Source organism: Phycisphaera sp. (assembly GCA_025916675.1).
Lineage (GTDB): Bacteria > Planctomycetota > Phycisphaerae > Phycisphaerales > UBA1924 > JAHCJI01.
On sequence record CP098402.1, the window covers coordinates 2,390,064 to 2,402,619 of the forward strand.

Below are 12,556 nucleotides of genomic sequence, written 5' to 3' on the forward strand. Positions count from 1 at the left end.
TCCCGCCGCCACGAAACGCCAGCGGGGCGGGCATGGTACGCTTACGCATGATCGAACCACGCAAGACCGTTGTCCTGTGCCTTGGTATCGCCGGGCTGATTGCTACCGGCGGCTGCGCCTGCCAACGGTGCGCCACCACCGAAGAACCGGCCGCCACGCCCGACAGCATGGCCGCCGCCGAGCCCGAGCCCATCGAGGTCCACCAGTGGGACCGCTGGCGCATCGCCGGCCAGCCCATGCCGGGCGACTACGAGCGGCAAGCCCGGGCAGGCACCACGCTGGTGGTCAACCTCCGCACCCAGCCCGAGGTCGATCGCCTCGAATTCGACCCGCGCGAAGAGGTCGAGAGCCGCGGCATGGCCTACGTCGCGATCCCGATGGGCGGCGACAACGGATACACGCCCGACCAACTCGATGCGTTTACCAATGCCATCGATGGCGTCGAGGGGCCGATCATGATCCACTGCGCTTCGGGTGGCCGCGCCCGCATGTTGTGGGCCGCCTACTTCGTCGAGGAAGAAGGCATCCCCCTCAACGAGGCGATGCTCCGGATGGAAGAGGTCGGCGGCCGACCAGCCGTGATGGAACGCTTGCTCGGGCATCGCCTCCACTACACGCTGGGAGAGCCCCTGCCCGAGCCGGAAGCCGACCAGCCGTGATGGGCCCAGACGACAACGTCTGCTTGTGCTTCCACGTCCCACTGGGCAAGATCCGGGCCTACGTCAAGCGAGAAGACCCGCCCGTGGCCTCGCTTATCAGCGAGTGCCTCGGGGCCGGCACCGGCTGCGGCTGGTGCGTCCCGGTGCTCAAACAGCTCCACCGCCAACACCAGGCCGGCGAGCCGATGGAAGTACGGGTTGACCCAGAGATCTACGCCGGCGGCCGCCGATCCTACCAGAAGACCGGGGAAAGGCCGGATGAGACCGCATCCGATGGCGGAGAGTCGTCGTAGAACATTCCTGAAGGCATAGGAGCGCAAAAAAGGCGACCCGACTCCACGAGACGCCGGGTCGCCTGTTGCGAGGAATGCATCCCGGAACTTTGCCCGGAACGAGTGCAGACTAACCGAAACCACGGGGTCTTGTAAAGGCCTTTTTGCTCATTCCATACAAAAAACTCACCCAACACCCGATTGAGGTGGGGTGAGCCTGTGTTTTCGCGCAAATCTTGCCGCTGCAAGGCGACAATAATAAGTAAAATCCCTTATTCTTCGATTGTCCGAAGCCCCATACCGATCTCGACCAGCCGCTCCTTCACCTCCGTAAGTGAAGTGGCGCCGAAGTTCTTCACACCCATCAGCTCGGCCTCGGTGTGGCTCACCAGGTCGCCCAGGCTCTGGATGTTCAGCAATTGCAGCGCCCGGCGGGCACGCACGCTGAGGGCCAGATCCGTCACGGGCTTGTTCAGCATGGCCTCCTGGCTGGTGCCGCGGAAGCGGTCGAGGGCGGTCCGGCGGCCCGAGCGGTGGCCATCGTCGACGCCCTGGCCCAGGGCCATGTTCTTGCCAGACAGCATCTTCTTGATCTCGTCGAGGCTCGAGTCCCCGAAGTTCTTGTAGCTCATCAGCTCGGCCTCGGTCGTCCGCAGCAGGTCGCCCAGCGTGCGGATGTTCATCCGCTTCAGGGCCGTCCGCGTGCGCACCGACAGATCGAAGTCGGTGACCGCCATCTCCATCTCCTGGCGACGCTTGATGTGGTCGCTCTCGGAGTCCTCGATGGTGCCCTCGTCGCGGCTGGCCACCACGTCCTTCATGTAAAGCCGGGCCCGGGGGTGGTTCGGGTCGGTATCGAGCACCTGCCGCAGGCACCGCTCGGCCCGGTTGTACTCCTGGCGGTCCTCGTACAGCACGGCCAGGTTCAGCAGGGCGTTCACCGGAGCGGGCGTCTTGTCGCACAGCCGCTCGTAGAGACTGATAGCCTCGTCCTCCTCGCCGGCCAGGTCGAGGTGGTAGGCAAGCTGGAAGGCCGCCTCGTCGTGCCCCGCGTCGGCCTGCACGGCCTTTCGGAGCGTGCCGATGGCATCCAGCCGATCGCCCGCGGCGGCCTGCTCGCGGGCCTCCCCGAGCAGCCGGCCGGCCAGGGCCGAGTCTCCACCAGAACCAATGACCATATCGAGCGCACTAGGGGACGAGCTGGAACTCAAGGCGAGACCTCCGGGCTTTGGCAAATCGAGGGGATTGCGGGATCACGATTCTAGGCCGAGGTGACTCCCGCCGGGTAATGGACCCTATTCCCGACCGCTCCCGGCGGACGAAGCCCAAGTGCCCTTGACTTGCGACCCGATATCGGTCATAGTGCCCATATGAGCAATGCGGAGGGCACATCGGCATGATCCCACACCGCCGCCGCATTGGCACCATGGCACTGGGCATACTCGCTATCGCGGATCTCGCGACCGGCCAGGACTTTGAGGCTAGCTACATCCTCGACGTTCTCCGGCACCCAGATGCGGCAGATCCCATCGCTATCGTGCGAATCAACTCATGGACCGGCATCGGCTGCTCGGAGGGCGAACCGCTCGTGTACGGCGGTTGGTTCGAGATGCAGTTGAGCCATCCCGTGGTCGACTACGCGTCGGCGATAATCGTGGATTGTGCACTGCCGTCTTTCGGTTTTAATGACGCGTGCGATTCGGGTGGACCGGCACGAGCATACGGTGTTCGCATCGTAGATTTCGCGTACATCCAAGGCGGCGGCGGCATCTTCCTATTCGACAACCCGCTCCACATCATGGACGTGCAGATCACGATCGATGATCTCACGCCACGAAACCTCGAGCTCGAAACCATCTCGCTGCGTCACGTTTCGGGCTGTCTCGGCGGCAGCGGTGGCGTGTTTGCCGAATCTCCGGCTGTGACGAAAGGCTCAACCATCATCCGCGTCAACGGCGGCTGCCCCGCCGACTTCGACGGCGACGGCTCGCTCTCCATCTTCGACTTCCTCGCCTTCCAGAACGCCTTCGCCGCCGGCGACCTCGCGGCCGACCTCGACGGCGACGGCGTGCTCACGCTGTTCGACTTCCTGGCCTTCCAGAACGAGTTCGACGCGGGGTGTGAGTAGGAAGAAGGCATCGGGCACTGGGCATCAGGCATCAGGCATCAGGGGGAGAGCGGTTGGGCGCTCTCCCCTTTTTCGTGGCCTCTTCTCTTCCCTGATGCCTGGTGCCGGATCCCTGATGCCTTCCCCGCCCCTCACACCTCGATCTCGTCCCCCGACAGCTTCATCCGCTTCCACGCCCCCAGCTTGAAGCGCACCAGCAACGCCACGCCCAGCACCACGATGTAGGCCGAGGCGAAGATCCAGGGGCCAACGGCACCCCACTCGGGCTTCACCGCGACAGCTAAGTGCCCCCCGCCGACGATGAGCAGCCACGACAGCACGATCGTCAGCACGCTGGGCACCAGCGTGTCGCCCGCCCCGCGCAGGGCGCCGGTCATCGTCACCGCCACGGCGTCGAACGTCTGGAACACCGCCGCGGCGATCAGGATCATCGAGCCCACGCGCACGAGTTCGGCGGCGCTCTCGGCGTCCATGTCCTCGGTCACGAACAGGCCCATGAGCTGCTCGCGGAACACGATGAAGCACGTGGCGCAGGTGCCCATGTACGCGATGCCCAGGCCCATGCCAAGCCAGGCCCGCTTCTCGGCCAGGTCGAGCCGGCCCATGCCGATGAGCCGGCCGACGATGGCGGTGATGGCGATCGACAGCCCCACCGTGGGCATGAACGACAGGCTCATGTACCGCAGCGCGACCCAGCCTGCGGCCTGCTGGGCCTCGCCAAAGCGGCCGCCGAGCCCCACCATGAGGTAGCCGAAGCAGACCATCTCGTTGACCATCATGAGGCCCGCGGGCGTGCCGACGCGCAGGATCTCCTTGATGGGCTTGGAGGCCGGCTTCCACGCGGTGCGGGTGTCGAAGTTCTTCGCCCAGTGCGGCATCAGGAACATGGCCGCGGGGATGAGCATCTCGACCGCGCTGCCGATGACCGTGCCCAGGGCCGCGCCCATCAATCCAAGCTCGGGGAAGCCCAGCAACCCAAAGATCAGCACAAAATTCGCCAGCACGTTCACGACGTTGCCCAGCAGGGCCGCGGCCATCGGCACCAGCGGCTTGTGCATACCAAAGAAGTACTGGGCGACGGTCCGCGCGCCCATCGTCAGGATCGCGCCGTAGATCAGGATGTTGGCGTAGCCCGTTTCCAGATCAACCAATTCGGGCGAGTGTCCCATCTTTGCGAAGACCGGGGGGAGCGCGAACACCATCGGTAGCAGCACTACCGCCGTCGCCAGCGCGATCCACCACTGCGCCCAAACATACTGCGCACCCTTGCGCGGCGAGCCCGCGCCCAGGTTCTGCGAGACGAAGCTCGACACCACGCCCGACATGCCGAAGATCAGCGAGAGCGGGATCCACACGGCCATGCCGCCGTTGCCCTGGGCCGAGACGTATACCGGGTCGTCGCCCCACTGGGTCACCATCTGCATGTCGACGAACTGCATCGCCGAGTAGCTGACCATCTGCACGATGCTGGGCGCGGCGATGAACAGCATGTCCAGCAGCGGGTGCCGGAGCAGCAGGCGTTGTTCTTCTGGAGCGCCGGGGAGGGTCATGGGAGGGCTTCCACGACACTCGCGAGCGCCGCTACGTGGGGGAGGTCGAACGTGCGGCGGCGAGCCGTGCGGCCAGCGCCAGGGCGGCGGCCATCGATCCCGCGTCGGCCACGCCCCGCCCGGCGATGCCGAAGGCGGTCCCGTGGTCGGGGCTGGTCCGGGGCACGCCGAGCCCCAAGGTTATGTTCACCGCGCTGTCGAAGGCGACCAATTTCAGCGGTGCCAGGGCCTGATCGTGGAACATCGCCACCACGATGTCGAATTTCCCGGCGGGCCGGCGGGCGTCGCGGAAGACCGTGTCGCCCGGCAAGGGCCCCGCAACGTCAATACCGCTTGCCCGGGCCGCTTCGACAGCGGGCGCGATGATCGCGTCGTCCTCGGTACCCAGAGCCCCGCCCTCGCCCGCGTGTGGGTTCACCCCCGCAACAGCAACCCTGGGATCCTCGATGCCCAGATCGCGGCACAGCCCGGCGGCCAGTTCGATGACCTCGCCCACGCGCTCGGTCGTGATGGCCGAGGCCACCTCCCGTAGCGGGATGTGGGCCGTCACCAGCGCCACGAGCAGGTTCGGGCTCACGAACGCCATCGCGTGGCGGCCGGCCTCCAGCCGCTCGGCCAGCAGTTCTGTGTGGCCCAGGTGCCGCCCGTGCCCCGCCGCCACCCAGGCCGCCTTGCTGATGGGGCCGGTGCAGATGGCGTGGGCCTTCGCCGGGTGGCCCTCGGGCAGCCTGGTCGCGTCGATGGCGTGCAGCACCTGGGCGTGGCTGACGGCCCCACCTCGGGGCGTCGAGTCGTGATCGAACGGCTGGCCGTCGTCGTCACCGAGCTGGCACACGACCACGGGCTCGCTCTGGTCAATGTCCGCCAATTCGTGGACCACGGGCCACTCGTGCCGACCGAGCGCCCGCGATGGGCCGTAGATGACGACCCGCGCCCCCTCGGCCGCCCCACCTCGCACGGCCGCGCACAGCACCTCGGGCCCGATGCCGCCGGGGTCGCCCATCGAAACGGCGATGCATGGGAGGTTGGCGGGATCGCTGGTGGTCACCGGCGATGGTAGTGACCGACCAACGAGCCCAATCGCCGGGAAACCATGAACCAAAACTCATCCCAAACCCGGGCCAACCGGGCCGCCGGCTACCATTCTCGATGGATTACACCAAGTTCTCGACCACACCCACCCGCGTCCTGACGCTCTTGGCGATCGCCGGAACCACACTCGTCGGCGGCTGCGGCAACTCGAACCCGCAAGCGCCCTCGGGCGATTCCTCTACCACGGCCCAGCCCGAGCAGCCCCAAGACGAGCAGCCCGCGGCTGGAACGCCCGATGGGCAGCCATCCGCTGAGCAGCCCGGTGGCGAGGAGCCCGCGGCCGAATCACCCGGCGAGCCTGCGGACGAAACCCCAGCCCAGCCGGTGGCCTCCGAGGGCTTCACCGAGCTTGGCATCACCGACACCGTCGTTGGTGAAGGCCAGGCCGTCGAGCCGGGCGCGACCGTGACCGTCCACTACCGGGGCACCTTCCGCGAGTCGGGCGAAGAGTTCGATTCGAGCTATAGCCGGGGCGAACCCTCGGAGTTCCCCCTCACCGGCGTCATCGCCGGCTTCTCCGAGGGCCTGCTAGGGATGAAAGTTGGCGGCAAACGCCGCATCGAGATCCCCTGGGCCATGGCCTACGGCGCCCAGGGCCGCCCGCCGGTGATCCCGCCGCGCTCGGACCTTGTCTTCGAGCTCGAGCTGGTCGACGTGCGCAACCCCCAGCCGCCCGAGAGGCCCGAATTGGCCAGCGAGTTCGCGGGCGAGCCCCAGGATCTTGGCGACGGCCTGGTCGTGCGCGATATCGAGGTGGGCCAGGGCCAGGAAGAGCTCAAGCCCGGCGCGACCGCCATCGTCCACTACCGGGGTGTGCTGGCCGACACCAGCGAGCAGTTCGACGCCAGCTACGACCGCGGCGAACCCGCGAAGTTCAAGCTCGATCCCGGCGCGCTCATCGAGGGCTTCTCGCGAGGACTCCTGGGCATGAAGGCCGGCGGCAAACGCCGCATCGAGATCCCCGCGGCCCTGGGCTATGGCGCGCAGGGCAGCCCACCCAAGATCCCCGGCAACGCCGACCTGGTCTTCGAGGTCGAGGTCCTGAGCTTCATCAACCAGCGCGAGCTCAGCACCGAGTGGATCAGCGAAGAAACGCGCGACAACGGCCTGGTCGTCCGCATTGTCGAGCAAGGCGACCCCGACGCCGAGCCCCTGCCCGAGGGGTCGGTCGTCACGCTCCACACGCTGGGCGTGCTCGAGGACGGCACCCGCTTCGATTCGAGCTTCGAGCAGGGCGCCCCCATCAAGCTCCCCATGGAGTTCACCATCGAGGGCTGGCGCGAGGGCATGGTCGGCATGCTGCCGGGCGAGACACGCCAGATCGTGATACCGCCCGCCTTGGCTTTCGGCGAGGAGGGCCGGCCGCCCGTCGTGCCGCCCAATGCCACGCTGACCTTCGAGATCGAACTCGTCTCGTGGGAGCCCCCGCGTGAATTCGCAACCGAGTTCGCGGGCGAACCCACCGAACTCGAAGAGGGCATCACCATCCGCGACGTCGCCGTCGGCGCGGGCCCCGAGGCGACCGCCGGCCAGCAGGCCTTCGTCTACATGATGGCCAAGCTGCCCGACGGCGAGGTCGTCGCCAACACGTTCGCCACCGACGACCTGCAGCCGATCCCCCTCGACGGGCAGCCGCCCCTGCCCGGCCTGCGCAAGGCCATCGTGGGCATGAAGGTCGGCGGCGTGCGCCGTATCGAACTCTCCGCCGAGCAGGGCTTCGGCGAAGCGGGCAACCCGCCCATGGTGCCGCCGGGCAGCAGCCTGGTGTTCGAGATCGAACTGGCCGCCGTGCAATAAGCCCCGCCACCCCCAACACATCGATAACGACCGCCCCGGGAACGCCCGGGCAGAAAGGACCCGATTCGAATGACTGAACGACAAGAACTCGCCGGTGGACTGGTGGCCGAAGACGTTGAAGTTGGTGGGGGCACCGAGTGCCCGCCCGGCGCGACCGTCAAGGTCCACTACCGCGGCACCCTCGAGGACGGCACCCAGTTCGACTCGAGCTACGACCGCGGCGAGCCCATCACGTTCCCGCTGCGCAACCTCATCCAGGGCTGGCAGATCGGCATCCCCGGCATGAAGGAGGGCGGCAAGCGCCGCCTCGAGATCCCCTACAGCCTGGGCTACGGCGAGCGCGGCTCGCCCCCAAGCATCCCCCCGCGCGCCAACCTGGTCTTCGACATCGAACTGCTCGAAGTGAAGTAACCAGGACCTGAGATCAGCACGAGGCCCGGGCGCAAGCCCGGGCTTTTCGTTGCAAGCTCACGGATACGCCTGCCGCGTCGGGCGCAGCATGATCTCGCTCAGGTGGACCCCCGCCGGCTGCGCGCAGCCGAACAGAATCGCCCGCGCCACGTCATCGGGCGTCAGCACCGGCGCCATCGATTCCATGAACTCGCCGAACGCCTCGGGGTCGTAGCCCGCCGCCGATTGGAACTCGCTGGCCACCACGCCCGGCTCGATGGTCGTCACGCGCACGCCCTTGGGCCCGGCCTCGCGCCGCATCGCCTCGGCCAGCATGTGGACCGCCGCCTTGGCCGCGCCGTAGAAGCTGCTGAACGGGCTCAGGTTCCGCCCCACCGTCGAGCCCAGCACCACCACGTCGCGCGGCTGCTTTGGAGGCCCTTGATACTCGCCCACCTCGGCGAACATCCGATGGATGGCCGCCCGCATGAGCCTGGCCGCCGCCAGCGTGTTGATGCGTAGCACGTCCTCCCACTCGGCCTCGTCGGAATCCAACGGGGACCCCCGCAGCCCACGCCCGGCGTTGGCGATGACCAGGTCGGCTTCACGCCCGCCGACCGCCTTGGCGGCCTCGAGCATCGCCTCGATCACATCGGGCTCGGCCGCATCACCCGCAACGGGCCTCACGCGGGTGTGATCGATCTCGACCAGCTCGTCCAGCCGGCCCGTCCGCCGGGCGTTCACCACGACCACCGCCCCGCCCTCTGCCAGCATGCGCGCGCACGACAGGCCAATACCCGCGCTCGCGCCCGTGACGATGGCCACACGATCCTTGAATTCGCTCATGGGCGGACGGTAGCGCCGCGCTCAGCCGGTGATGCGGTTGATGAAGGCGCCCATCCCGCCGCGCATCGCCTCGATCTCGTTGTTGAAGCGGCGCTCGTCGATGTCCTCACCGATATTGGTGCGCAGGTCGATGCGGAAGTACCGCCGCGTCTCGGGCCGGTCTCGCACGCCCGGCGGCACGCTGTAGCCCACGACGGATCGCTGGTCGGGCCTGGTCACGATCGGGGCCATCCACTCGCCGGTCTCGTCGGCTCGCACGATGCGCGGCCGATCGGGATCTCGGTCGTACAGCACGACCGTGGCGCCCGGCAGCGTCCGGCCCTGGAGCATCTCGGTGCGGCGGGCACTGATGAAGTTGCCCGAGAATCCGAGCGACACCTCGCTGAGGGAAAGCTGCAATCGGCGGCCCGGCGCGATCGGCTGGCCCTGGAGGTCTTCCAGGCTCCGGTGCAGCTTTGACAGCCCCTTGAAGCTGTCCACGACGATCGTGGCTGTGTAATCCCGCACTTCCACGCCCGCGATGGAATCCATCGTGGGCGGGCCGGCATCGAAGCTGGGCTTCATCGCCATCCGATTGCTCACCTTGTGGTGTCGGATGACCACCGGCCAGATCTGGTCCCACTCGCTGCGGGTCACCCGGGCCCGCCCGCCGGTGCTGTCGCCCTGCACCACCACGGCCCGCACGTTGCGGAAGCTCAGGGTCACCGGCAGTTCGGACTTCCGCATGCAGCCCGTCGCTGAAACGACCCAAGAACCTGCGAATAAAGCAACGATCAAAAACCTCACAAAACCAGCAAGGCTGATCTTGAGGCCGGAGATAGACGATGGCATCGGAGACATATAGCCCTTGCGGAAGTCGGGGTCGTTTGTGAGTATGGATTCCCAAGAATGGCACCAAGCCATCGAACTCTTATCGGCCGAAATTGCGCATCGGGATCACAGATGGCCAAAGCTGGGCGCAGCACCTCACCTGGGGACTCGATGGGTGCGATAATGGGCTCTGCCGGTGTGTTGGGCCGAACCCGCCCGGCTTGCCGATCGTTGGAAGGGCTCGGCAACTCGCCGACGGCACCGGTCGCGTTGGGAAGGGGCAGTGGATGATCGACAGGCAGGCTCGCGGACGACAGACCTCAACCAAGGTGGCCCTGCTGGCGGCCTTGGTTGGTGCTGGCCTCTGCCTGACGGCATGCAGTTCGGGCCCGTCGCCCAGGCAACAGGCCCAGTCGCAAGCCGCCGAGGACGCCGCCGACCAGGCCGTCGCCCACGTCCGGCTAGGCGACCCCGAGGCCGCCCTGGCAGAGTTCGAGCGCGCCATCGAGCTCAATCCGCTGCTCACTCGGGCCTACGTTGGCGCCGGGCTCGCGTCAATGGACCTCGATGACGCCGCATCGGCCGAGCAGTACCTGACTCGGGCGGTCAGGCTCGACCCCAACAACCCGCGAAACCACTTCCATCTGGGCCGGGCTCTGCAGATGCTGGGCCGCGTCAGCGATTCCATCCGCGCGTACCTCACCTCGCTCGAACTCGACCCTACCGATCCACTGGCCAACATCAACGTCTCGGTCGCCTACATGCAAGCCGAAGAACCGAGCCGGGCAAGACCATTTGCCGAACGCGCCGTGTTCCTCGACCCCAACAGCGCGCCGGCCCGCATCAATCTGGGCTCGATCTACGCCGCCATGGACGAACACCGCCGCGCTGTGGACGAGTACCAGCAGGCCGCGGAATTGGTCGATCCGATCTCACCCGAGTTGCTCGTGAACCTGGCCGAGAGCCTGCGATCGCTGGGCGAAGACGCGCAGGTCATCAACGTGCTCGACCAGTTGCTGCGTACTAACGAATCGGCGCTCGCCTGGGAGCGTCGCGGCGCCGCGATGTTCCGACTGGGTGATTACGACGGTGCGACGAGCAGCTTCGAGCAGGCCCTCGAGATCGACGCCGAGCACTACCCCGCCCTCAACGGCTTGGCCGTCCTCCGCCTCAACCAGTTCATCCAGAGCGAGAATACCGACACCACCGCCCTGCAGCAGGCCCTGGAGAACTTCCGCAAGAGCCTCCGGATCGAGCACCGCCAGCCCAAGGTCCGTGAACTGCTCAGCCGCTTCAGTTGAACACTGGAAATCCTGATCGCCGCGAGGGTCAACCAGAACTGGCCCACTTTTCTCGTGCGCGGTGCAACGCTCGGGCCACGGTCGACCTAGGCCAGGGGGATAGCCTTGGCTTCACGAGCCTGGCCCCACGAGAAGGAGAGACTCCGATGCCCAACCGCATAATTGTCGCGACAGTGCTCCTGGCAGCCGCCAGCGCCCCCGTCCTGGCCCAGACGACCCAGCCCGACCCCAACGTCTATCGGGTGCCCGGCGGCGTTGAGTTCTCGCTCAACCACTTCGGAGCCAACGATTACCGCTTCGATTGGAGCGACAGCGGCGGCATGTTCGTAGACATCGTGGATCCCACGCTCATCCTCACGGCTGGCCAGACGTACATCTTCCGGCGCGTCAGCTCCTCGCACCCGTTTGCCATCACCGACGACACGCTCGAGGTCACCGGCGGCGACGGCACCTACTCGCGTGTCACGTTCGATACCGATGTCATCGACGACGCGACGCTCAAGCCCATCGAAGACTTCACCGCCGACCCCGCCCCCACCGACGACTTCATCGAGTGGACGCCCACGGCCGACGACGTGGGCAATTACTTCTACACCTGCACCATCGCGTTCCACACCGGAATGACCGGCGCGATCCGTGTCGAAGCGGGCGACACCTGCCGCGCCGATCTGGACGGCGACGGCGTGCTCACGATCTTCGATTTCCTGGCGTTCCAGAACCTCTTCGTCGCGGGCGACCTGGCCGCCGACTTCGACGGCGACGGCTCGCTCACCCTCTTCGACTTCCTGGCGTTCCAGAACGAGTTCGACGCCGGCTGCCCGTAGTCGGCCCTACAGGTCGCTCGCGCCACCCTCGGCGGCGGCAACAACATTGCGCAGCAGCATCGCCACCGTCATCGGCCCCACACCCCCGGGCACGGGGCTAATGAACCCCGCAACCTTCTTGGCCTCGTCGAAGGCCACGTCGCCCACGGTGCGCGCCGAGCCGCCAGCGTGGGGCACGCGGTTCACGCCAACGTCGACCACGACCGCGCCGGGCTTGATCCAATCACCCTTGACCAACTCTGGCACGCCCGCGGCAGCGATCAGAACGTCGGCCGACCGTGCTAGATCTTCGATGCCCTCGGTGTGCTCGTTGCAGCTGAAGACCGTGGCCTCCTCTTGCATCAGCAAGACGGCGATGGGCTTACCCACGACGTCCCCGGCCCCCACGACCACGCAGCGAGCACCCTTGAGGTCCACACCAGTTGATCGGATCATCCGCAGCGTGGCCAGAGCCGTACACGGCGCGAGGCTGCTCCGGCCGTAGACCACGTTGCCGATGTTGGCCGGGTTCACGCCCTCGACGTCCTTGTCCGAATCGATCCGCCGCTGCACCTCGTATGGATCCACGCCCTCGGGCATGGGCATGTGCACCATGATGGCGTGGCAACTGTCCTGGGTGTTCAGCAGCAGCACGCGGCCGGCGATATCGTCGAAGCCAGACGTTGCCGGCAGGCTGTGCAGCTTGTACTCGATGCCCAGCTTCTCGCAGGTCCGCCGCTGGCTGTCGGCGTATTGCCTGGCGGCGCTGTCGCCGTCGTCCACCAGCAGGGCATCAAGCCGGACGGTCTTCACGAGGGCCTTGAGCGCGGCCACGCGCTCGGCGATCTCTCTGCGATACCGGGCGGCCAGGGCCCTGCCGTCGATGATCTGTGCTTCGCTCACGGCGC

13 protein-coding genes are annotated in these 12,556 nt (G+C 66.9%); 7 read left to right on the forward strand and 6 right to left on the reverse strand.

From position 1 onward, the window contains the following. Window positions 1-47 precede the first annotated feature (47 nt). The gene (locus tag NCW75_10250) at window positions 48-659 is read left to right on the forward strand and encodes a sulfur transferase domain-containing protein (protein ID UYV11678.1); all 612 of its coding nucleotides are present in this window, start codon (window positions 48-50) and stop codon (window positions 657-659) included. Continuing rightward, window positions 659-952: a (2Fe-2S)-binding protein gene (locus tag NCW75_10255; GenBank protein UYV11679.1), complete on the forward strand. Its 294-nt coding sequence runs from the start codon at window positions 659-661 to the stop codon at window positions 950-952. Before NCW75_10250 ends, NCW75_10255 begins: the two co-directional genes overlap by 1 nt. A gap of 251 nt (window positions 953-1,203) precedes the next feature. On the opposite strand, the gene NCW75_10260 is transcribed toward NCW75_10255, so the two are convergent. Beyond that, on the reverse strand, window positions 1,204-2,142 hold the full coding sequence (locus NCW75_10260; GenBank protein UYV11680.1) for a tetratricopeptide repeat protein: 939 nt from the start codon (window positions 2,140-2,142) through the stop codon (window positions 1,204-1,206). A gap of 185 nt (window positions 2,143-2,327) precedes the next feature. Here NCW75_10260 and NCW75_10265 point away from each other — a divergent pair, with 185 nt between their 5' ends. Then, window positions 2,328-3,059: a hypothetical protein gene (locus NCW75_10265; protein ID UYV11681.1), complete on the forward strand. Its 732-nt coding sequence runs from the start codon at window positions 2,328-2,330 to the stop codon at window positions 3,057-3,059. A 131-nt stretch (window positions 3,060-3,190) separates the two neighbouring features. Here NCW75_10265 and NCW75_10270 read toward each other — a convergent pair whose 3' ends face one another. Further along, a complete protein-coding gene (locus tag NCW75_10270) occupies window positions 3,191-4,609 on the reverse strand; it encodes an MATE family efflux transporter (protein ID UYV11682.1) in 1,419 nt (472 codons plus the stop codon). Window positions 4,610-4,640: 31 nt separating this feature from the next. Then, the gene (pdxA, locus tag NCW75_10275) at window positions 4,641-5,657 is read right to left on the reverse strand and encodes a 4-hydroxythreonine-4-phosphate dehydrogenase PdxA (GenBank protein UYV11683.1); all 1,017 of its coding nucleotides are present in this window, start codon (window positions 5,655-5,657) and stop codon (window positions 4,641-4,643) included. Between the two features lie 101 nt (window positions 5,658-5,758). On the opposite strand from pdxA, the gene NCW75_10280 reads away from it, so the two are divergent. Beyond that, window positions 5,759-7,498, forward strand: a complete 1,740-nt coding sequence (locus tag NCW75_10280) for an FKBP-type peptidyl-prolyl cis-trans isomerase (protein ID UYV11684.1) — start codon at window positions 5,759-5,761, stop codon at window positions 7,496-7,498. Window positions 7,499-7,567: 69 nt separating this feature from the next. Continuing rightward, complete coding sequence (locus tag NCW75_10285) at window positions 7,568-7,909, forward strand: FKBP-type peptidyl-prolyl cis-trans isomerase (GenBank protein ID UYV11685.1); 342 nt, start codon at window positions 7,568-7,570, stop codon at window positions 7,907-7,909. A 57-nt stretch (window positions 7,910-7,966) separates the two neighbouring features. Here the strand turns inward: NCW75_10285 and NCW75_10290 are convergent, their stop codons facing one another. Together NCW75_10290 and NCW75_10295 are read right to left on the reverse strand one after the other, a co-directional pair. After that, window positions 7,967-8,734: an SDR family NAD(P)-dependent oxidoreductase gene (locus tag NCW75_10290; GenBank protein UYV11686.1), complete on the reverse strand. Its 768-nt coding sequence runs from the start codon at window positions 8,732-8,734 to the stop codon at window positions 7,967-7,969. A gap of 21 nt (window positions 8,735-8,755) precedes the next feature. After that, on the reverse strand, window positions 8,756-9,460 hold the full coding sequence (locus tag NCW75_10295) for a hypothetical protein (protein UYV11687.1): 705 nt from the start codon (window positions 9,458-9,460) through the stop codon (window positions 8,756-8,758). A 371-nt stretch (window positions 9,461-9,831) separates the two neighbouring features. On the opposite strand from NCW75_10295, the gene NCW75_10300 reads away from it, so the two are divergent. Then, window positions 9,832-10,845 (forward strand): tetratricopeptide repeat protein, encoded by a 1,014-nt coding sequence (locus NCW75_10300; protein UYV11688.1) that lies wholly within the window; start codon window positions 9,832-9,834, stop codon window positions 10,843-10,845. Window positions 10,846-10,991: 146 nt separating this feature from the next. Continuing rightward, window positions 10,992-11,669, forward strand: a complete 678-nt coding sequence (locus tag NCW75_10305) for a hypothetical protein (GenBank protein ID UYV11689.1) — start codon at window positions 10,992-10,994, stop codon at window positions 11,667-11,669. Between the two features lie 6 nt (window positions 11,670-11,675). Here NCW75_10305 and NCW75_10310 read toward each other — a convergent pair whose 3' ends face one another. Then, the gene (locus NCW75_10310; GenBank protein UYV11690.1) at window positions 11,676-12,551 is read right to left on the reverse strand and encodes a bifunctional 5,10-methylenetetrahydrofolate dehydrogenase/5,10-methenyltetrahydrofolate cyclohydrolase; all 876 of its coding nucleotides are present in this window, start codon (window positions 12,549-12,551) and stop codon (window positions 11,676-11,678) included. Window positions 12,552-12,556 lie beyond the last annotated feature (5 nt).

Excerpts from the sequence above, each read along its gene's own strand:
- NCW75_10250 (UYV11678.1), top strand. The coding sequence starts at position 48 with ATGATCGAACCACGCAAGACCGTTGTCCTGTGCCTTGGTATCGCCGGG.
- NCW75_10255 (UYV11679.1), top strand. The coding sequence starts at position 659 with ATGGGCCCAGACGACAACGTCTGCTTGTGCTTCCACGTCCCACTGGGC.
- NCW75_10265 (UYV11681.1), top strand. The coding sequence starts at position 2,328 with ATGATCCCACACCGCCGCCGCATTGGCACCATGGCACTGGGCATACTC.
- NCW75_10270 (UYV11682.1), bottom strand. The coding sequence starts at position 4,609 with ATGACCCTCCCCGGCGCTCCAGAAGAACAACGCCTGCTGCTCCGGCAC.
- NCW75_10280 (UYV11684.1), top strand. The coding sequence starts at position 5,759 with ATGGATTACACCAAGTTCTCGACCACACCCACCCGCGTCCTGACGCTC.
- NCW75_10285 (UYV11685.1), top strand. The coding sequence starts at position 7,568 with ATGACTGAACGACAAGAACTCGCCGGTGGACTGGTGGCCGAAGACGTT.
- NCW75_10290 (UYV11686.1), bottom strand. The coding sequence starts at position 8,734 with ATGAGCGAATTCAAGGATCGTGTGGCCATCGTCACGGGCGCGAGCGCG.
- NCW75_10295 (UYV11687.1), bottom strand. The coding sequence starts at position 9,460 with ATGCGGAAGTCCGAACTGCCGGTGACCCTGAGCTTCCGCAACGTGCGG.
- NCW75_10300 (UYV11688.1), top strand. The coding sequence starts at position 9,832 with ATGATCGACAGGCAGGCTCGCGGACGACAGACCTCAACCAAGGTGGCC.
- NCW75_10305 (UYV11689.1), top strand. The coding sequence starts at position 10,992 with ATGCCCAACCGCATAATTGTCGCGACAGTGCTCCTGGCAGCCGCCAGC.